Source organism: Colwellia sp. PAMC 20917 (genome assembly GCF_001767295.1).
GTDB lineage: Bacteria > Pseudomonadota > Gammaproteobacteria > Enterobacterales > Alteromonadaceae > Colwellia_A.
Window position 1 is genome coordinate 3,809,444 of record NZ_CP014944.1, and the last position, 19,385, is coordinate 3,828,828.

General features: G+C 40.2%; 12 protein-coding genes, 1 tRNA gene and 1 pseudogene. 11 read left to right on the forward strand and 3 right to left on the reverse strand.

From position 1 onward, the window contains the following. Positions 1-188: 188 nt before the first annotated feature. Positions 189-663, reverse strand: a pseudogene (locus A3Q34_RS20115) (IS3 family transposase); the annotation flags it as partial. Positions 664-1,012: 349 nt separating this feature from the next. On the opposite strand from A3Q34_RS20115, the gene nadA reads away from it, so the two are divergent. The 8 genes from nadA (at position 1,013) to A3Q34_RS16350 (ending at position 8,703) form a co-directional block, all read left to right on the forward strand. Further along, complete coding sequence (gene nadA / locus A3Q34_RS16315; protein ID WP_070376314.1) at positions 1,013-2,056, forward strand: quinolinate synthase NadA; 1,044 nt, start codon at positions 1,013-1,015, stop codon at positions 2,054-2,056. Between the two features lie 260 nt (positions 2,057-2,316). Then, positions 2,317-2,406: transfer RNA gene (locus A3Q34_RS16320), tRNA-Ser, on the forward strand. Between the two features lie 249 nt (positions 2,407-2,655). After that, positions 2,656-3,186: a sigma-70 family RNA polymerase sigma factor gene (locus A3Q34_RS16325; protein WP_070376315.1), complete on the forward strand. Its 531-nt coding sequence runs from the start codon at positions 2,656-2,658 to the stop codon at positions 3,184-3,186. Beyond that, positions 3,183-3,881, forward strand: coding sequence for an anti-sigma factor (locus tag A3Q34_RS16330; RefSeq protein ID WP_070376316.1), 699 nt, complete (start codon positions 3,183-3,185; stop codon positions 3,879-3,881). Before A3Q34_RS16325 ends, A3Q34_RS16330 begins: the two co-directional genes overlap by 4 nt. 437 nt (positions 3,882-4,318) lie before the next feature. Beyond that, entirely contained in the window at positions 4,319-5,872 is a 1,554-nt protein-coding gene (locus A3Q34_RS16335; protein ID WP_442855285.1) for a DUF4331 domain-containing protein, read from the forward strand. Between the two features lie 95 nt (positions 5,873-5,967). Next, positions 5,968-6,426 (forward strand): Ig-like domain-containing protein, encoded by a 459-nt coding sequence (locus tag A3Q34_RS16340; RefSeq protein WP_442855286.1) that lies wholly within the window; start codon positions 5,968-5,970, stop codon positions 6,424-6,426. A 35-nt stretch (positions 6,427-6,461) separates the two neighbouring features. Next, the gene (locus A3Q34_RS16345; protein WP_083278062.1) at positions 6,462-7,538 is read left to right on the forward strand and encodes a tetratricopeptide repeat protein; all 1,077 of its coding nucleotides are present in this window, start codon (positions 6,462-6,464) and stop codon (positions 7,536-7,538) included. A gap of 55 nt (positions 7,539-7,593) precedes the next feature. Beyond that, the gene (locus tag A3Q34_RS16350; protein WP_070376319.1) at positions 7,594-8,703 is read left to right on the forward strand and encodes a HupE/UreJ family protein; all 1,110 of its coding nucleotides are present in this window, start codon (positions 7,594-7,596) and stop codon (positions 8,701-8,703) included. Between the two features lie 201 nt (positions 8,704-8,904). Here the strand turns inward: A3Q34_RS16350 and katG are convergent, their stop codons facing one another. After that, on the reverse strand, positions 8,905-11,079 hold the full coding sequence (gene katG, locus A3Q34_RS16355; protein ID WP_070376320.1) for a catalase/peroxidase HPI: 2,175 nt from the start codon (positions 11,077-11,079) through the stop codon (positions 8,905-8,907). A gap of 378 nt (positions 11,080-11,457) precedes the next feature. Between katG and A3Q34_RS16360 the strand changes: the two genes are divergently transcribed. The 3 genes from A3Q34_RS16360 (at position 11,458) to A3Q34_RS16370 (ending at position 18,360) form a co-directional block, all read left to right on the forward strand. Continuing rightward, positions 11,458-14,244 carry a hypothetical protein gene (locus A3Q34_RS16360; protein WP_070376321.1) on the forward strand — a complete coding sequence of 929 codons (2,787 nt, stop codon included), beginning with the start codon at positions 11,458-11,460 and terminating at the stop codon, positions 14,242-14,244. Between the two features lie 175 nt (positions 14,245-14,419). Beyond that, positions 14,420-17,113 carry a TonB-dependent receptor domain-containing protein gene (locus tag A3Q34_RS16365; protein WP_070377220.1) on the forward strand — a complete coding sequence of 898 codons (2,694 nt, stop codon included), beginning with the start codon at positions 14,420-14,422 and terminating at the stop codon, positions 17,111-17,113. Positions 17,114-17,391: 278 nt separating this feature from the next. Beyond that, positions 17,392-18,360 (forward strand): alpha/beta fold hydrolase, encoded by a 969-nt coding sequence (locus tag A3Q34_RS16370; protein WP_070376322.1) that lies wholly within the window; start codon positions 17,392-17,394, stop codon positions 18,358-18,360. A gap of 233 nt (positions 18,361-18,593) precedes the next feature. Here the strand turns inward: A3Q34_RS16370 and A3Q34_RS16375 are convergent, their stop codons facing one another. Next, on the reverse strand, positions 18,594-18,953 hold the full coding sequence (locus tag A3Q34_RS16375) for a DUF3718 domain-containing protein (protein ID WP_182231074.1): 360 nt from the start codon (positions 18,951-18,953) through the stop codon (positions 18,594-18,596). Between the last annotated feature and the right edge of the window lie 432 nt (positions 18,954-19,385).

Here is a 19,385-nt window from a genome sequence, read left to right on the forward strand (position 1 = left end):
GTGTTTAATTCTTCGTCGCTTGCCGCTTATAACGGCTATATGAGCCTTTTTACTTTTAAACAGCCTTTATCTATTTAAATCAAATTATAACGTTTTAGGAATATCTTTTGATTATTAGGCAATATGAGTCTGCTTGCATGATTGACAATAGAGTTGGTGACATAATCAACCAAATTCAGTCGCCTTAGTTAAGTAACCATTTTTAATTCTCTATCCACTGATTCAAAACCGTTAGGACTTTGATAATCGGGTATGAATGAAGTCGACGGCTGTTGTACCAAATTGTTATGTAATTCAGTACATCTTGCTGTGCTGAATAACGCGTTTTATCATTACGCTAATGAACTCGCTCTTGTTTCAAGCTTGCGAAGAAGCTTTCGGTAACGGCATTATCCCAGCAACACACTTTTTTACTCATACTACCAACAAACCCATTTTATTTGAGTAATCGACAATATTGATGACTGGCATACTGAACGCCCTGATCTGAATGAACTATCAGTCTTGCTTTGGGTTGTCGTTGCCAAATAGCTATTGTTAACGCATCATAAACAAGCTGCGCTTTCATTCTTGACCCCATGCTCCAACCACGACTTTTCGCGAATATAAGTCAATCACGACACATAAATATAACCAACCTTCTGCTGTCCAAACGTAGGTAATATAACCTAGTCACGCTTTATCTGGTGCCTTAACAATTTCTTAAATAGTTAATTTCTAAATTTATAAGTCAGATAGCAAACAATAAAAAGCCAAGGCTTTTAAACGTTAAGCAGGTTAATTCCAAGGTTCAAATCTTTTATGGCCAAACACTGCTTAAAGTAAGTCCTTAAGATAAACGCTTAACTTCAAGACGATCCTTAATTAATATCTTATTCAAAAGCTACATGTTCAATAAAATACCATCCGGTATTATCTTGTTTTAATCTTTAATAGTTAAAAGTCTTATACACATCACGATATCTATATCGTATAATTGCGTGGTATTTAAAGAGATCATCAGAGATAAATAATGTCGCAAAGTAATTTAGCCGTAGAATTTGATTTTCAATTTCCAGCGAAACCAGCTCCACTTTCAGATAATGAACGTAGTCAGTATAAAGATCGTATTAAAACTTTATTGAAAGAGAAAAATGCGGTACTTATTGCTCATTATTATACCGATCCCGAAATTCAGGCTTTAGCTGAGGAAACGGGTGGCTGTGTCGCCGACTCTTTAGAAATGGCGCGCTTTGGCAACAATCATCCAGCAACAACGCTAATTATTGCTGGTGTTCGTTTTATGGGTGAAACTGCGAAAGTACTGACGCCTGAAAAGACCGTGGTTATGCCAACACTCGAAGCAACCTGTTCATTAGACTTAGGCTGCCCTATCGAAGAGTTCTCTGCTTTTTGTGATCAGCACCCTGACCGAACTGTTGTTGTGTATGCGAATACTTCAACTGCGGTAAAAGCTCGAGCGGATTGGATCGTTACCTCTTCTTGTGCATTAGAAATTATTGAACATCTTGATGAGCAAGGTGAAAAAATTCTTTGGGGACCTGACCGTCATTTAGGCGCATACATTCAAAAGCAAACGGGTGCCGAAATGTTAATGTGGCAGGGTGCCTGTATCGTTCATGATGAATTTAAAAGCAAAGCGCTAAAGGATATGAAGGCTTTGCATCCAGATGCTGCCATTTTGGTGCACCCAGAGTCTCCTGCAGATGTTATTGAGCTTGCTGATGCTGTTGGTTCAACTAGTCAGCTAATTAAAGCTGCTCAAGTTATGCCCAATAAAAAGTTTATCGTCGCAACAGACCGTGGTATTTTTTATAAAATGCAGCAGTTATGTCCAGATAAAGAATTCTTTGAGGCCCCAACCGCGGGGGAAGGCGCAACCTGTAAAAGTTGTGCCCATTGTCCATGGATGGCAATGAACGGTTTAAAAGAGATAGAAGAAGCATTGCTTAATCCATTAGGCAGAGAAGTGTTTGTAGACATGAAACTTCGCGACGGGGCATTGAAGTCATTGGATCGCATGTTAACGTTCAACAACGCTTTAGCCAGTAAATAACCAGTAAGGTGATTTTTTGCTGATAAAGTAATCAGTTGGCCTCTTTTTATTAAAATTAAGTTGTGTTGGCTATTAAATTTACCTACCATAGCGCAACTTTATTTTATGGCATGTCTATAAGTTTAAAGTGTTTATAAAGTTATTTTTTACGCAGTCGATTCTCTGAGTAGCGGGTCAAGACTTGTTTTAAAATGTCTTTAATAGATAAAATTAGCATGCTAATTCATCTCAATAAAAATTAGCCTGTTAGTGAAAAAATTGGTGAGCTGGCCGAGTGGCTGAAGGCGCACGCCTGGAAAGCGTGTAAAGGTTTATCCCTTTCGAGAGTTCGAATCTCTCGCTCACCGCCACATTAAAAAACGGATGCTTCACTTGAAGTGTCCGTTTTTTTTCACCTAAAAAATAACCCCATCTTATATTCACCTAGCTTCCTATAGATTAACCTTCTCAATAATCATGCTGATAGTTATGATAAATTATTTATGCTTATTAGACTTTTGTTCAAAATTATTGGTAAGAGTATTGTAGATAAATCACCACTGTTTAGGTTACTATCTTTGCATATATGTAATTTTCCTTAAAAAAAAGAGCAATAAATAATGGAACATGAACAGCATTTAGCGTTACTTGGTGCGTCAGCCCAAGGCGATAAACAAGCGTTTTCGAAACTTTATCAAGCGACCAGTAAACAGCTCTATGCAGTCTGCCTGAAAATGTTATCCAGCAAAGAGTTAGCCGAAGAAGCTCTGCAAGAGGCTTATGTCCGCATTTGGCATAACGCGTCTGAATATAGAACGGGTAAAGGCACAGTGTTGACTTGGATGATCAGTATAGTGCGTTATCGCGCACTAGACATTTTACGTTATCATAAAATTAGAAAAGAGGATGAACTTGTGGATAATGAAAGTTTTGATCTCGATACCAGTGAGAAAATAAGTGAATCAGAACAACTATTACTCGACCAATGTTTACAGCAGTTAGATCTTCAACAGCGACAAGCAATTTATTTAGCTTACTTCAATGGCTGTTCTCATCAAGAGGTGGTTAAACACCTAAATAACCCTTTGGGTACAATTAAAAGCTGGATAAGACGTGGTCTTATGAGCTTACAGAGTTGCTTAACACCATGAATTATCAATCTGAAAAAATCAAAAACGCCCTTGCAGCAGAATATGTGCTTGGTACTTTACGTGGCCCAGCTCGCCAGCGCTTTCAAAAATTGATGATGCAATTTCCACTGATCAGTGATGCAACCCAAACATGGGAGCAACACCTCAACGGCTTAGGGCAAAAAATTCCACCGGTTACCCCAGACATAGCTGTTTGGCAGCGTATCGAAGATCAATTAGGATTCGTAGCTCAGCCTATAAAAAGTAATGTTGTGGCAATAACCAAGTCTAAGCCTCGAGTTTGGCAAGGTATTGCGGGTTTAGCTTCGGCGGCGGCGATAGTTCTTGCTGTGTTGTTATTTAGCTTTCAACCCCCACTTCAGCCTGAGGTTCAACAACTTGCTTTAATGAGTAATGAACAAGCTGACTTATTATGGGCGCTAGAAATTGGCGAAGACACTATTAGCGTACAAGCGACCAAAAAGTTAATCGCTAAGTCAGATGCTGATTATCAGTTATGGATAGTGGCAGCAGACGGTCGGCCTCCGATTTCTTTAGGCTTGCTACCTAAAAGTGGTAAGTTAGTTTTAAGTAAACCTCAATTATTTGATCAGATTGAGATTGCGGCTTTAGCAGTTAGCTTAGAGCCATTAGGTGGTTCACCGAATGGCTCACCAACCACTGTCTTATATACTTCAGAACTGGTTATTCTTTAGTTACTCTTTATCTTTTAGAGCGAATATTAAAAAGCGAAACGATAGTTTCGTTTTTTTTTATCTGTTGTTTTACGCTGAAATAAGTTAACAGCTTGTGCATATATTATTGATATTTAAATTAAATAACAAATAATCGACATTCTATAATTTTATGACCTAGGCTTACGCTAGCTGTTGTTGATAAAGTTGATTAAGGCGACATGACCTAAAAAAAGTGCAACAACGCTATCCAATGTAAAAGGAAAAAAGAACACGATTTGAAACTATGGTACGGCTGAATAATTATTAATTTATAAATAAGTTATTTTTATTGCATCCAATTCATTATCTCGATCGTTTAACTTAATGAGCTTTCAAGAAAGTAACCATTAAGAACTATAAATTATAAAGGAAACGTCATGAAAAAATTTAAATTAACACTAATTGTATCGGCAATAATGAGTGCAACTTTGTCTCAAGCTGTATCTGCATCGAGCCATCGTGAAGCGCCTAATGTCACACGTATGCCAACAGTTGACTCAACAGACTTTTATGCATTCAACAGTTATGAAGAAGGCCGTGGCAATTACGTCACCCTCATCGCAAATTACATTCCTTTACAGGATGCTTATGGTGGACCTAACTATTTCGCTATGGACCCTGCTGCAACTTATGCGATTCATATCGATAACGATGGTGACGCTGTTGAAGATATAACTTTTACTTTTAATTTTAACCAGATGTTAGGCAACAATAATGCAGGTGTTGCTTTGATGGTTGGCGCTGAAGGTGAACAGAAATCTGTTGGTGTACCACTTAAAAATGTTGGTGGCATCAGTATGGCAGATAAAAGTGCGGCTAATTTCTCTGAAAGCTACATGGTTAATATGATTTCTGGTCCAATGCGAACAGGTACTAGTGCTGCTGTTACTAATAGTACTTCGGGTGGAGCAAGTTTTGCTAAGCCACTCGATTACATCGGTAACAAAACATTTACCAACGCTGAGCAGTATTCAGCTTATGCTAACAGCCATATATACTCAGCCGCTATACCTGGCTGTGAAGCATCAGCAAAAGTATTTGTTGGTCAGCGTAAAGACGCATTTGCCGTTAATTTAGGTAAAGTTTTTGATTTAGTGAACTTTGTTCCTGTTGAAGGTGACAGTGCTCCTGGAGCAGGCGATGGTGATGGCTTCCCCGGTGGTATTACACAATCAGCAAGTAATGATGATTTAGCTGACAAAAATGTTACGAGTATCGCTATTGAAGTACCAACAGCTTGTTTAATAGGCACAGGTAATGGCGTTATCGGTAGTTGGACTACGGCAAGTTTACCTCAGGCTAGAATTTTGAATCCTAATGCTAGCTTTGATAACACTGAAGTAAATGGTGGTGCATTGACGCAAGTTTCTCGTCTTGGCTCTCCTTTAGTGAATGAATTGGTTATTGGCTTGGCGGATAAAGATAAGTTCTCAAGCTCTCATCCAAGTGCAGATGGTCAGTTTGCTGATTATGTGACTCACCCAACGCTACCTGAACTACTGAATATATTGTTTAAAGATGCGGTTAATACCACTTTAGGTGCAAATATTGAAACGTTGGCACCCACTAACTTCCCTAGAGTTGATTTAGTTACTGCATTTTTAACGGGTTTCCCAGGTGTTAATCAGTTATCAACAGTGACCGCAGCTGAAATGTTACGCTTAAATACTGGTATTGCAGCAGTGGCAGCCGATATGCAGTCATCGTTTGGTGTTGCTGGTGACGATTTAGCTGGCTTTCCAAATGGTCGCCGACCAGGTGATGATGTGGTAGATATTGCCCTTCGTGTTGTTATGGGTCGTTTATGTTACCCAATTCCTGTTAATGGCACAGATACCGATTTGGGCTTATGTGCACCAGAAGATGCAAGTGTTGGTAATGTGCCCTTTACTGATGGTGCGCCAAGTAATGCCTCTATGATGGATACTAGCTTTCCATACTTAGCAATGCCGTTACCAGGTTCTAAATAAGGAACACTATTATGTTATATAGTAAACGAAATACAGTATCTCATCTCAGTCAAGTCTTTAAGCTTAAAGGGGTCGTGTTAAGTTTAGCGGCCGCCATGCTAGTTTCAGGCTGTAATAATGATGTCGATGAGCTACCGATTACGAAAAATGCATCACCGACTACGATATCGGTCGATTTGATCACTCAAACAGAAACGCCTATCACTGACATGTTAAGCGCGAATGATGAAAATGGTGACACGTTGACTTTTAGCTTAGATCAAGAGCCGATGCTTGGAATGGTCACCATTGATAGTAATGGTAGTTTCACTTATCAGCCTAATGCTGAAGTAACAGGAAGTGACAGCTTTACTTTTACTGCCTCTGATGGAATTAATTATCCTGTTAGCGGTACAATCAATATTACGATTGAAGCGCTGGAAGTGTCATTTGCCAGCTATAGTCGTGCAGCTTTTAGTCAGCAATCAAGCGATAAACCCTTGGCCGTAAATGGTCGTGTGTTTATTCAAGATGTTGAGGAACCAGCAGCATACGACGACTTACTTCAACAGTAGAACCATCTTGACTGCGCCAAGGAAGGCGCCCTTTTATGGATAATGATATGCCAATCCTTCGTTTTATTAGCCCCTTGTTATTCTTGGTTTTTATTACCACTTCATCGCCTGTACATTCAGAAAGTTATGTGCCCAAATCAAATCAAAGTATCGTTGCTAGCTGGACGGTGCCTAAACCTGCACAACAGCCAAAGATTTTTATCGCCCAACTGCTCAATGACGCAAGCAAGCCTGGCTTAGCAAGTCGTTACTATGGCCGTGCTGGCGCTTTACTGAAACCCTTGTTGGTCGCTAATCCTGATGATCTAGAGCTACAATTTTATTCAGCAACCGTCTTACAGCATTACCATCAATTTAATCAGGCCCAACAATTACTGACTCAGATACTTCAATATCAGCCAGACAACGTCGCTGCTTGGTTAATGAAAGCCAATATACACATGGTACAAGGTGATCTTGACGCTGCGAAAAGTGCCTGTTTACAGGTCTTGGGGCAGGGCAGTTTATTTGTCAGTAGCGCCTGCGTGCTAGAGGTTAGTGCTGAACAAGGCAAAGTTGCCCAAAGTTACCAACAATTAAGAAATATCGTTAAGCTTGCTGGTGATATACCTATCGCCCAACAGGTATGGCTTAATCAAATTTTAGCTGATCTTGCTCACCGTCAGCAGTTAACACAACAAGCCATAGACCATTTGTCAGGCTACCCATTGAATCAGGCCCCGGTTAGTTATTTAGCGCTGTGGGCGGATATTTATTTAGCACAACAACAAGGCAAAATTGTTTTAGAGACATTAGGACCTATCGTTGAAGCAAGTGATAGTTTTGATGATGCTTTGTTATTACGTTTGACCCTTGCAGAACAAATAACTAAGGCAACTAATGGCGTATGGCAGCAGCGACTAACCCAACGTATCGAAATACGTTTGCAACGAAATGATACCGCTCATGCTGCAGATATAGCTCAATATTATCTCGATATTGTTCCTAACCCTATTAAGGCGCTTTATTGGGCGAGAATTAATTGGCAACAAGCTAAGCTGGGCTCGGATGAACGCTTGCTCAAACGTGCTTTAGCATTTAAAGAATCACCTGATAAAAAGCCTCAGATTTAAGCTACACCTCAACACAATAAACCTTAATAAACCGTAAAAGTAGTGAGATAAAAATATGCAGCAGTGGTTAAAAATAGGGCTAATAAGCCTGTCGTTATTACTGGCCAATACTGTCGTCGCTCATCAATTGAGTACCAGTTACATTATTGCCGAAATCGACGACACCGGTCGTATCAGTGGCGAATGGCAATTGAGTTTGACTGATTTAGAATTAGCTGTTGGCTTGGATATAAATGCCAACGGTGAGTTAACCTGGGGAGAGGTCAAGAGTCGACAAGCTGAGATTGCTAGCTATTTGGCTGAGCATTTATTATTGAGTCGTGAAAATTTAAGGTGTAACTTACGTTTTGAGATTATGGAGCGTTTGCAAGATCATGCCAATGAAGCTTTCGCTGTTACTGATTTCTCAGGTCAGTGCCCAATCAGTGGCCCATTAGAAATTGCCTACAGCGCAATATTTTCTTTAGATAGTAGCCATGAGGTGGTTCTAAATATTGGTGATGGTAACCACTTACACAGTTTAGTGTTAGATGACAGCACTCGAAAAATCACCATAGATTTGAGCAAAGGTAGTGCCTGGACGACATTTACACAATTTGTTTATCAAGGTGTTGTACATATTTGGATCGGTATAGACCATATCCTGTTTTTGTTTGCCTTGTTATTGCCGGCGGTGCTACAGCGTAAAGATAAAAAGTGGCAAGCTATATCAAGTGTTAAAACTATTTTGACTAACACCGTATGGATCGTGAGTGCATTTACCTTGGCTCATTCGCTAACGTTAACAGCGACCGCCTTAGGCTGGTTAAGCCCAAGCAGTCGTTGGGTAGAGCTGGGCATTGCTTTATCGGTTTTATTTGCGGCGCTCAATAATATTTGGCCAGTGGTTTTACGTTTAGCTTGGTTAACCTTTGCCTTTGGTTTGCTGCACGGTATGGGGTTTGCTGGTGTCTTAGGAGAATTAGGCTTACCTGCGGATCAACAGTTACTGAGTATACTAGCCTTTAATCTTGGTGTTGAAATAGGTCAGTTAGCGATACTTGCTATTTTACTGCCGATATTAATTTTATTACGTAACACCACGTTTTATACAAGAGGTGTACTACCTGTTGGCTCTATATTAATTGCGATTATGGCCGTGCAATGGAGTGTAGAGCGCTGGTAAACTTAAAAATTATCGCTAATACAATCGCTTATAGCTCAAGTGATAGTTTTAAAGGATATGGGGTCATTCCAGCTATTAGGTTAAAGAGTTTATAGCTAAAAAAAAAGTATTGCGGGTGCAATACTTTTAACTCGCTACTTATTAAGGCTAGATTTATCATTCACGCCGCGGTAAATAGCGGCGTGAAATTTTAGCTAATCATCAGACTAGATCGAATCGATCAGCGTTCATCACACTCGCCCATGCTGTAACAAAATCAGCAACAAACTTCTCTTGGTTATCATCCTGCGCGTAAACTTCAGCATATGAACGAAGAATTGAGTTAGAACCAAAGATAAGGTCAACTCGTGTTGCTGTCCATTTTACTTCATTTGATTGACGATCGCGCATCTCATAAAGGTTATCACTAACAGGTTCCCACGTATAATTCATGTCTGTTAAATTAACAAAATAATCGTTAGAAAGTACACCTTCACGTTCGGTGAACACACCATGTTTTGTACCATCGTAGTTAGTGCCAAGCATACGCATACCACCAATTAACACGGTCATCTGATGCGCGGTAAGTCCCATTAACTGACTTCGGTCAAGCATTAGTTCTTCTGCGCTGACAACATAGTCAGCTTTTAGCCAGTTTCGATAAGCATCATGAGTGGGCTCTAGCACTTCGAAGGAGTCAATATCCGTCATTTCATCTGTTGCGTCGCCACGCCCTGGTGAAAAGGGTACAGTGACTTCAAAACCAGCCGCTTTTGCGGACTGTTCTATACCAAAATTACCTGCCAAAACAATGACATCAGCGATACTTGCACCACTACTTGTGGCAATACTTTCTAGCACAGAAAGTACTTTGCTAAGGCGTGCTGGTTCGTTACCTTGCCAATCTTTTTGTGGAGCAAGGCGAATGCGTGCGCCGTTGGCACCACCGCGTTTGTCAGAGTTACGATAGGTTCGCGCACTATCCCAAGCGGTTGCAACCATTTCGCTGATACTTAAACCACTCGCTGCTATTTTATTTTTCAGTAAGTCAATATCATAACTCGTGGCTCCAGTGGGAACAGGGTCTTGCCAAATAAGGTCTTCTTGAGGGACTTCTTTACCGATATAACGTGCCTTTGGCCCCATATCGCGATGAGTGAGTTTGAACCATGCTCGTGCAAAAACGTCAGAAAAATATTCAGGATCCTTAGAGAAACGTTCTGAAATTTCACGGTACGCTGGATCCATTTTCATCGCCATATCGGCATCAGTCATAATAGGCGTTTGACGTGTAGTTGCATCTTCAACATCAACAGGCTTATGCTCTTCTTTAATATTTATTGGTTGCCACTGCCAAGCACCCGCTGGGCTCTTCTTTAATTCCCACTCGTGGTTAAGCAACATCGAAAAATAACCATTATCCCATTGAGTAGGATGTGTAGTCCATGCGCCTTCAATACCACTGGTGATGGTATCGCGACCAATGCCACGTTTGGTTTTATTGTTCCAACCTAAACCTTGTTCAGTAATATCTCCAGCTTCTGGCTCTGGTCCTATTTGCGAAGCGTCACCATTGCCGTGACATTTACCGACGGTATGACCACCGGCCGTTAAGGCAACCGTTTCTTCATCGTTCATCGCCATACGTTCAAACGTTACTCTAATATCATGCGCTGTTTTAAGGGGATCGGGCTTGCCGTCTACACCTTCAGGGTTAACATATATTAGCCCCATCATTACCGCAGCTAATGGGTTTTCTAAATCACGCTCACCAGAATAACGGCTGCCTTCTCCACCACTTGGTGCAAGCCATTCTTTTTCGGCGCCCCAATATGTGTCAATTTCTGGCTGCCAAATATCTTCACGACCAAAAGCGAAACCGAAGGTTTTTAACCCCATAGATTGATAAGCAACAGTGCCAGCGTAAGCAATTAAATCAGCCCAGCTAAGTTTGTTACCGTATTTCTTTTTGATAGGCCACAGCAAACGGCGGGCCTTATCTAAATTGGCGTTATCTGGCCAAGAATTTATTGGCGTAAAACGCTGATTGCCAGTCGCTGCACCACCGCGACCATCCGCGATACGATAGGTGCCGGCAGCATGCCAAGTCATACGGATCATTAGGCCACCATAGTGGCCCCAATCAGCAGGCCACCAGTCTTGACTATCTGTCATAAGGGCATGCATATCTGTTTTAAGAGCAGCCATATCAAGATCTTTCAGGGTTTCACGGTAATTATAATTCGCACCCATAGGATTAGTCTTACTGTCATGCTGATGAAGAATGTCAAGATTTAGTGCCTTTGGCCACCATCCCATATTGGACATACTGCTCTTTGTTGCACCGCCGTGCATTACTGGGCATTTGCCAGCTGTCGTTGTTGTTTTGTCATTCATATGCAATTTCCTTTCATTAATTGGGGCTGAGCTGTTAAAAGTTAGGATGAAAAAATACTAGATGATAATGCTAAGTGCTCACTTTGAATTACCAAGGATTATTAAAATACATCATAGTACATTCTTGATAAATTATGAGTTTTACTCACGTTAACGCATTCAACAACGTATCTCAATCTGTTCAGCTTTAATAGCTTAGTTTTGAAAAGTTAACAGATCAGTGAGTAAGTTAAGCGATATCAGTAATAGAAATTTATTATGTAACATTTATGTAATTTTTCTTAAATAAAAACTACATATTACTTCAACAATTCTGTCATTTAACCTTAGTAGCATAGCCGCAACTTTATTCTAATAATTTCTGCGGAGCAGACTAACATGCAAATAAATTCACTCTTTAAAATCAGTACGCTAGCTTGTGCCATTACTTTAGCCAGTTGTGGTGGTGGCGATATTAAACTTTCATCTCAAGTAGATAACTCAGTAGGCGATACAACCATCACTAACCCTGCTCCAACTGACCCAATTGTGACCGAATTACCGGGTAAGTCTAGTTCGGTGTTGGGCCAAGATGTTTCAACAGCTTTAGGTTTTGATGTTGCTGTACAAGTGCTTGATGGAAAAATTACTAGTGATATGACTTTAGTCGCCAGTGCTGATAGCAAGCCGGTATTTTATGCTATTAGTGGAGCTTTAGAAGTGATGGCAGGAACAACGCTAACCGTAGAGCCCGGCGTTGTTCTTTTTGGACAATCAGGTGGTGATTATGTCGTTGTGCACCGCGACGCAAAAATAATGGCAGAAGGCATAAAAACTAAACCTATTATTTTAACCTCACTGCAAGATGTTAAGGGTGAAGAAACAACAGCTGGTCAATGGGGTGGCGTAGTTATTTTAGGTAATGCTCCTTCAAATAAATGTCCTACTGATGGCAGTGAATGTGCCCTTCAAATTGAAGGAGCTGAAGAAGGTGCAGTCTTTGGTGGCTCAAACTGGGAAGACAATTCAGGTATTTTAAAATACCTTGTTGTTAAATATGCAGGGTTTGAAATTGCGCCTGACAACGAACTTAATGGTATAACGTTTGGTGGTGTTGGCTCAGGAACAACGGTTGATTATATTCAAGTACATTCAAATGCCGATGACGGCGTAGAATTTTTTGGCGGTGCGGTCAATGTTAAGCATTTAGTTTTAACGGCCAATAAAGATGACAGTATCGATTGGGACAATGGTTATAAAGGTATGCTGCAACATATTTATGTCGAACATGCTAAAAATGCCGGCGAAGCAAACCGTGGTATTGAAGGGGATAACGATGGTTCTACTCCTGATAAAGAGCCACAGTCAGCGCCAATTATCGCTAACTTGACGATTGTGGGTAATAACTTTGACAGTGCAGATAAAGACTCAGAAGGTATTTACTTACGCGAAGGAACCGCAGCAAAAATATTTAATACGGTGGTAACCGGCACCAGTGAAATGGGGGAATGTTTAGAAATTGAAGGTGGTGCAACGAGCTCTGTAACCGTTAATAATGCTAACAGTGGTAAAATTGTTATGCAAAACAGTGTTATGGCCTGTAGTAATAGTGAAAATTTCAAAAATGCTAAAGCGGAAGACGGTAGTGTCTTGCTTGACCTCGAAGCATGGTTCAGTGCAGAAGCATCCAACAGTATCAGTAGTTCTATTTTAATTAATGAAAACGGTATTCCCGATGCTAACTCACCACTCGTTGCTGATAATGCCGGACAAGATGTCGCTAATACACAAAATGCCTTTTTTGACTCCGTTGATTACATTGGCGCGTTTGACAGTGCTGACAACGCGGGTAACGATTGGCGTGAAGGTTGGGCCTTTGGTTACGGTGGTGGTGTAGTAACCGCTCAGGCAGAAACACAAGGTTGTCCGACAGGTACATCGGCAATTTCTTCAGTCAATGGCTCAAACATTACTTGTCAATTAAGCGGTGTTATTGCTAATAACTTAACGTTAACCGCTAATAATATTTATGCTCTAAACGGCGCTGTTTTTGTTGGTGGCGATAAAATTAACTCAGCAACACTGACGATTGAAGCCGGTACAACCATCTATGGTCGTTCAGGTAGCGATTACCTAGTGGTCAGTCGTGATTCAGAAATTCAAGCAAATGGCACAGCCTCAAAACCTATCACTTTTACGTCGAGTCAAGATTTGACTGGCGCTGAAACAGGTGCAGGTCAATGGGGTGGAATAGTGTTATTGGGTAATGCGACATCAAATAAATGTCCAACGGATGGCAGTGACTGTGCACTTCAAATTGAAGGTGCTCAAGATGGCGCAGTCTTTGGCGGCACAGACGATGCTGACAGCTCAGGTACATTACGTTATGTCGTTGTTAAGCATGCAGGTTATGAAATAGCACCAGACAACGAACTGAACGGGATAACATTTGGTGGTGTTGGCTCTGGTACCAAAGTCGAATATATTCAAGTACATGAAAATGCTGATGATGGTATCGAATTTTTTGGTGGCACGGTTAACCTTAAATACGTGGTCTTAACCTCTAATAAAGATGACAGCGTTGATTGGGATAATGGCTTTCGTGGCAACTTACAATACGTACTCGTTAAGCATGACCCACAAAATGGTGAAGCAAACCGTGGTATTGAAGGTGACAACGACGGCTCAACACCAAACAAACTACCACAATCAAACCCGAGTATTGCCAACATGACCATTATTGGTAATACATTTGACACTGCAGATAAAGACTCTGAAGGTGTTTATCTCCGAGAAGGCTCGAAAGCACAACTTCATAACTTTGTTGTTACTGGTCCTGCAGGCATGGGCGAATGTGTTGAGTTGGAAGCTGGCTTAACGGTAGATCAAGCAAAATCTGGTGATACGCTAATGAGCAACTCAGTTGTGGCTTGTGATGAAGCGTTTAAAGATTCTAAAGACTCTAGTGATGCAACCTTTGATTTAATGAGCTGGTTTATTAACGATAATACCGAAAACAGTACGGCTGCAAATACAAGTGCGGTATTAGAAGGCATTTTCACCATCGATACCACAACACCTAAAGACTTCACCGGTAACAGCTTTTTTGAAAATGCTGACCATGTCGGTGCCGTAACGAAAGCGAAAAACTGGACAGCAGGATGGACAGTAGGTCTTGAAGAATAATTAGACGTTGAAGGCGAACACTGTTTTTTCCAATAATCAGTGTTCGCTTTTTTATTTCAGCATAACTAATAAATACTCAATCAACCTAACTGATGCAAGCGATTAGCAAAGCAGTAAAAGCGTATCTAAAGCAAGCACAGAGACTCTATCGAGGTTAACGATGAACAAAAAATTAATGCATAGTGCCAAGCAAATCAAGGTAAACAAACCAAATAATTGTTTACGATTAAGTGGCTTAGCACTAGCGATAATAACAAGCCTAGCAGCGACATCAGCAGTAGCGGAGCAAACATCAGCAGAAGATGAAGCTATTGAAGAAGTTGTTGTTAAGGTAAGTCGATTAAAAGGTACGGCGAGCGCTATTATTGAAGAGCGTCGCAACCAAGCCTTTATCGCCGACATTTTAGGTGCAGAGCAAATTTCACGCACCGGCGACAGCGATGCCGCTGCCGCATTACGACGTGTTACCGGTGTGACATTAGTTGATGGTAAATTTATTTATGTACGTGGTTTAGGCGAACGTTACTCAAGCACACAGTTAAACGGTGCCGCTGTACCCAGCCCAGATCCGACACGTAGTGTTATACCTCTGGATTTATTTCCAGCGTCAATTATCGAGTCTTTATCTGTACAAAAATCCTACTCACCTTCAATGCCTGCGCATTTTGGTGGTGGTAATGTTGATATCCGTTTAAAAAGTATTCCAACAGATTTCCTTTTTAATATCTCTGGAAATTTAGGTGGCAATAGCGAAAATTTTGACGATGGTTACAGCTACAATGGTGGCAGTGATGATTGGCGTGGCCAAGATGATGGAACTCGCGCAGCACCCAAAACATTACAAAAATTATGGAAAAATTACAGTCCATTAAAAAATATTAGTCAAGATGAAAACCGTGCAATAACCGCGCAGCTTAATCGTGATTACGATCCAGTTAAAGAAAATATCGCCCCAGATTTTGGCCTTGATATTGCGCTCGGTGATAAATTTGAACTGGGTAAATATCGCTGGGGATATTTAACCTCTTTATCTTATGACAATGAATGGCAAGTAAGTGAATTATACGAAGGTCAAGATTTTCGTAATAACACCGATGATTCATGGAGTTTAGTACGAGGTTTTGACCAAGTTACCTCAACTGAACATTCAGTAAAATGGTCTGGTCTGCTGAACTTAGGTGTAGAGTATGACCGAGATCATCGCCTTGATTACAGTTTCATTGTGCTACGTGATACCGCCGACGAAATAAAAGACAAACTGGGTAATACTAACAATGTATTACTCAGTGATGGTTTGCGCATTCGAGACAGTGACGTTAGCTACGAAGAGCGCGAAATGATCGCTAATCAGGTTCGTGGTACTCACAATCTGCCATGGTTGTGGAACATAGGTTTTGATTGGAAATATTCAGATGCTCGTTCAAGTCGTTACGCACCGGGTAATGTTTCTACGCGCTACATACTCAGTGACGAAAACGAAGATGGTACTTTTGATCTTTCTAACGAAAGTAGTTTACGTAAGGCTTCAACCGCTACCCGTTATTCTTTTCAGGACTTGGAAGATAAAGTAGAAAACAGCGGTTTTAATCTATCTTTACCCATAACTTTTTCGCAATCAGAGGTAGAGCTTAAGTTCGGTGGTGACTTTATTGAAAAAACCCGTGACGCTTTTTCCAGACGTATCGATGTTAATACCTTAGCCTTTGAAGAACTGAGTCTTAGTGGTAATAAAATGAATGATATTTTAACAGACGATATTATTCTCAATCAGCCATTACAAGGCAGTGAAACGGTTATACGTGACACCTCTGTAATGGGCGATGACTATTATTCAGCACAAATGACCGATGCTTACTACTTTGAGGCAGATTGGTTTATTGACAATACTTGGCGTATCAGTGGCGGTTTTCGCTGGGAAGATTACCGCCAAGTCGTCGCGCCTTTAGATCCCGCAACCGGTCGCTTTGATTTACCACCACAACCAACAGAAGAAGATTTATCTAAATTAGCCTTTCAAGAAGATGATATATACTCGGCGTTAGCGCTTACTTACATGATGAGTGAAGCTGTTCAGTTTCGTTTATCTTATGGTGAAACCACAATACGCCCAGATATTCGCGAGGTTGCGCCATCAACTTACCTTGACCCGCTAACCGGGTATCCTATTCGAGGTACTGCTGGTATAGAAACCACGGATATTAAAAACTACGATCTACGTTGGGAATGGTACTTAGATACGGGAGAAAACTTGTCAGTAGGGTTATTCTACAAAGATATGATAAATCCGATTGAATCAGTACAATCACCAGGCCAAGATGGCCCTCCGCTTATCGTTATTGCTAATGCAGACGACGGCGAAGTTTATGGTATTGAGCTAGAGTTTATGAAAGATTTTGCCTTTTTGGGTGATTTTGCTGGTATGAATGGTAACGACTTTTTCTTATCAGGTAACGTAACCTTAAGTGACTCTGAAATAAACATCAACACGCAACGCGTTGTTGAGCAAACTGGGGTTTCTGCCGCGATTACTAATCCGACGCGTAGAATGACTGGGCACTCGCAATATGTGGTTAATCTCAATTTAGGTTATGATGCGCCAAATGGTAATCACTCGGTGACAATGGCTTATAATGTCTTTGGTGAACGTATTATTATTCCAGGTATTGAAGGGCAAGACGACAAGTATGAGCAACCTTTTCATTCACTTGATATGGTATATACCTACTATCCTACCTATTCAACAACGTTAAAATTCAAAGTACAAAACCTACTTGATGAAAGTAAAGAAATAGAGTTTTCTGATACTTTATTTCGTAGTGAAACGAAAGGCATTGCTTTTGATGTTTCCTTTAAATGGGATTTTGATTAGTTAATATCTGTTGCTAATGAATAAAAAATGGCTATCAAGGTAATTTGATAGCCATTTTTATTAGTAGACAATAATTTTTTTGATCGCGTAAATATCTTCTCGTAATCCTTAAGTCTTACTGAAATCACAATGTGAAATATTGATATTAACAATGTGAGCATGAAATAATATATGGTTACAATATAGTCATTACAGGCAAGTACCCACCGTATATGATTAGCTAATCAATGGTTTATAGTTAAAGTTATTAATCAGGCTTTTTAATTAAGGAAGATAAATTGAAAAAAGTTGTAGAGCAAATCAGTACGGGTCGAAGGATACTTCTGAAAAAAGCGACAGCGATCACTACTTTAGCGGTATCAAGCACTATGGTCAGCAATCGTGTTCAAGCAAGCGCACAAGATACTTGTGAACGGTCAGATACCAAGGATTTAAGTTACTTACCAAGTCCTAAACAAGCCCAAGCTACTGAAGGTGTATTGCCCTTATCTGGTGGCGCAGGACTTTACTATTGGGACACTGGTGGAGAAGGCCCTGCAGTAGTGTTGTCTCATCCCGGTAGAGGAAGTGCGTTAACGTGGCCTTATCAGCAGCCTGTTCTTTCTGCTGCGGGCTTTAGAGTTATTGCATACTCTCGGCGTGGTTATTATGGTTCTCCAGCCGGTTCAGCCGCTGATACAGGTAACTATGCTGATGACCTTAATGCGTTGATTTCTCATTTAAATATCAACAAATTTCATATTCTTGGTCTCGCCGCAGGCGGTTTTGCGGTGTCAGATTATGCGGTGTCATATCCTGAAAAACTGCTTAGCATGGTTATCGTTTGTAGCCTTTTTGGCTTATGGGACAAAAATATTGACGAACGCTTGGATTTTATTCTCCCTAAGAGCTTTGCGGGTTTACCACCTGAATTTAAAGAGCTGGGTGCTTCATATCGTTGGGCAAACCCAAAAGGCGTTAGTCAGTGGCTTGATATGGAAGAAAAGTCGAGGGGGAATGGCCAAAGGCATGGTCAAAAGGCTAAAAGTAATATTACGTGGGAGAAAATGAGAGCGGGTAATATTCCTACTTTTTTTATTGCAGGTGGAGCTGACTTATATCAACCCCCTTCAATGATGAGGGCAGCAGCACGCGAAATACCTAACAGCCAGACTCTTGTGGTTGCAGAAGCGGGACATGCTGTACAGTGGGAGCAACCAGAATTATTCAATCAGGCTGTCATCAATTTTTTTAGAAAACACCACTAAATTTCAAATGATTAGCATGATTTTAGCCAAAATTTGATTTTTTTCATCACTAAAATATTTACTACCTTCTTTAATTTATTGATTTTAAAGTAGTATTTTTATGGCTTGCTTTGTATTAGCGCTTGGCGGCTATTAGGCGCTAACAATCATTTACCCTAAGGTCGTTAATGCTAACTTAGGGCTTTAAGGTAAACGAGTCTCAGTGATTCTTTATGGCTTATAGTTAATATTACTTAACCGGCTCTTTCTTTAGCTATAGTGCCTAAGGTTGGCGAGGCAATTATTAATTCATCAACTAATTCACCTAATACTTTTCTTGGCAATTTTTTAATAATCATTTCACCGACATCATTAGCGTTGCTTGCTGCAGCAAAAAATAATATATTTTTACCGTTACAGGTTATTTCATCAAAAATAGAGCGTATTTTAATACGTTGTGCTTTTAATAAAGAGCGGAACCTCCTCTTATCGTCAGCCGCGACATACTCACAAATGTTTTGAGCCATATTATAGGCCATGACCTTGGGTGAGTACGATTGTGTTATTAATAGTAATATTATTGAGGCGATGCCCGCTGCTTTATATCTCATCATTAATTTATTCCTCAAAGCGTTATTTATTAATTTCATCCGTTTATATAAGTGTAGCTATTAATTTGTTTATTACATTATGATTTTTTTATTTTGTTAAGTTATTAAAGATAGTTAGATTTTTGTCCTTTGGTTGTGACTTTAAAGACGAAGCTCCCAAGCTTATAAAGTTTTTTTAGGAGCTATATGGGGGGAATAAAGGATTGGCTACTACTAATAAAAATAGCGGTTAGCGCCTTTGTAAAGATCTAAAAGGAAAAAATGACTAAGGGCTTGAACGCAATTATTTTGTCTTTAGTATTGTTAAGTGAATAACATTTTTAAATTATAATAATATGTTTTAGTATTCAGTCTAAAATGCTTTTTTTTTTGGTCTGAATGGCCAATTGTTTAGGTAAAATATAGGAATAAATCAGTGAACTGTGTTAATTTTGT

Bases quoted from the DNA above. Each gene is read 5' to 3' on its own strand.
- nadA (WP_070376314.1), top strand. From the start codon at position 1,013: ATGTCGCAAAGTAATTTAGCCGTAGAATTTGATTTTCAATTTCCAGCG.
- A3Q34_RS16325 (WP_070376315.1), top strand. From the start codon at position 2,656: ATGGAACATGAACAGCATTTAGCGTTACTTGGTGCGTCAGCCCAAGGC.
- A3Q34_RS16330 (WP_070376316.1), top strand. From the start codon at position 3,183: ATGAATTATCAATCTGAAAAAATCAAAAACGCCCTTGCAGCAGAATAT.
- A3Q34_RS16335 (WP_442855285.1), top strand. From the start codon at position 4,319: ATGAGTGCAACTTTGTCTCAAGCTGTATCTGCATCGAGCCATCGTGAA.
- A3Q34_RS16340 (WP_442855286.1), top strand. From the start codon at position 5,968: ATGCTAGTTTCAGGCTGTAATAATGATGTCGATGAGCTACCGATTACG.
- A3Q34_RS16345 (WP_083278062.1), top strand. From the start codon at position 6,462: ATGGATAATGATATGCCAATCCTTCGTTTTATTAGCCCCTTGTTATTC.
- A3Q34_RS16350 (WP_070376319.1), top strand. From the start codon at position 7,594: ATGCAGCAGTGGTTAAAAATAGGGCTAATAAGCCTGTCGTTATTACTG.
- katG (WP_070376320.1), bottom strand. From the start codon at position 11,079: ATGAATGACAAAACAACAACGACAGCTGGCAAATGCCCAGTAATGCAC.
- A3Q34_RS16360 (WP_070376321.1), top strand. From the start codon at position 11,458: ATGCAAATAAATTCACTCTTTAAAATCAGTACGCTAGCTTGTGCCATT.
- A3Q34_RS16365 (WP_070377220.1), top strand. From the start codon at position 14,420: ATGCATAGTGCCAAGCAAATCAAGGTAAACAAACCAAATAATTGTTTA.
- A3Q34_RS16375 (WP_182231074.1), bottom strand. From the start codon at position 18,953: ATGATGAGATATAAAGCAGCGGGCATCGCCTCAATAATATTACTATTA.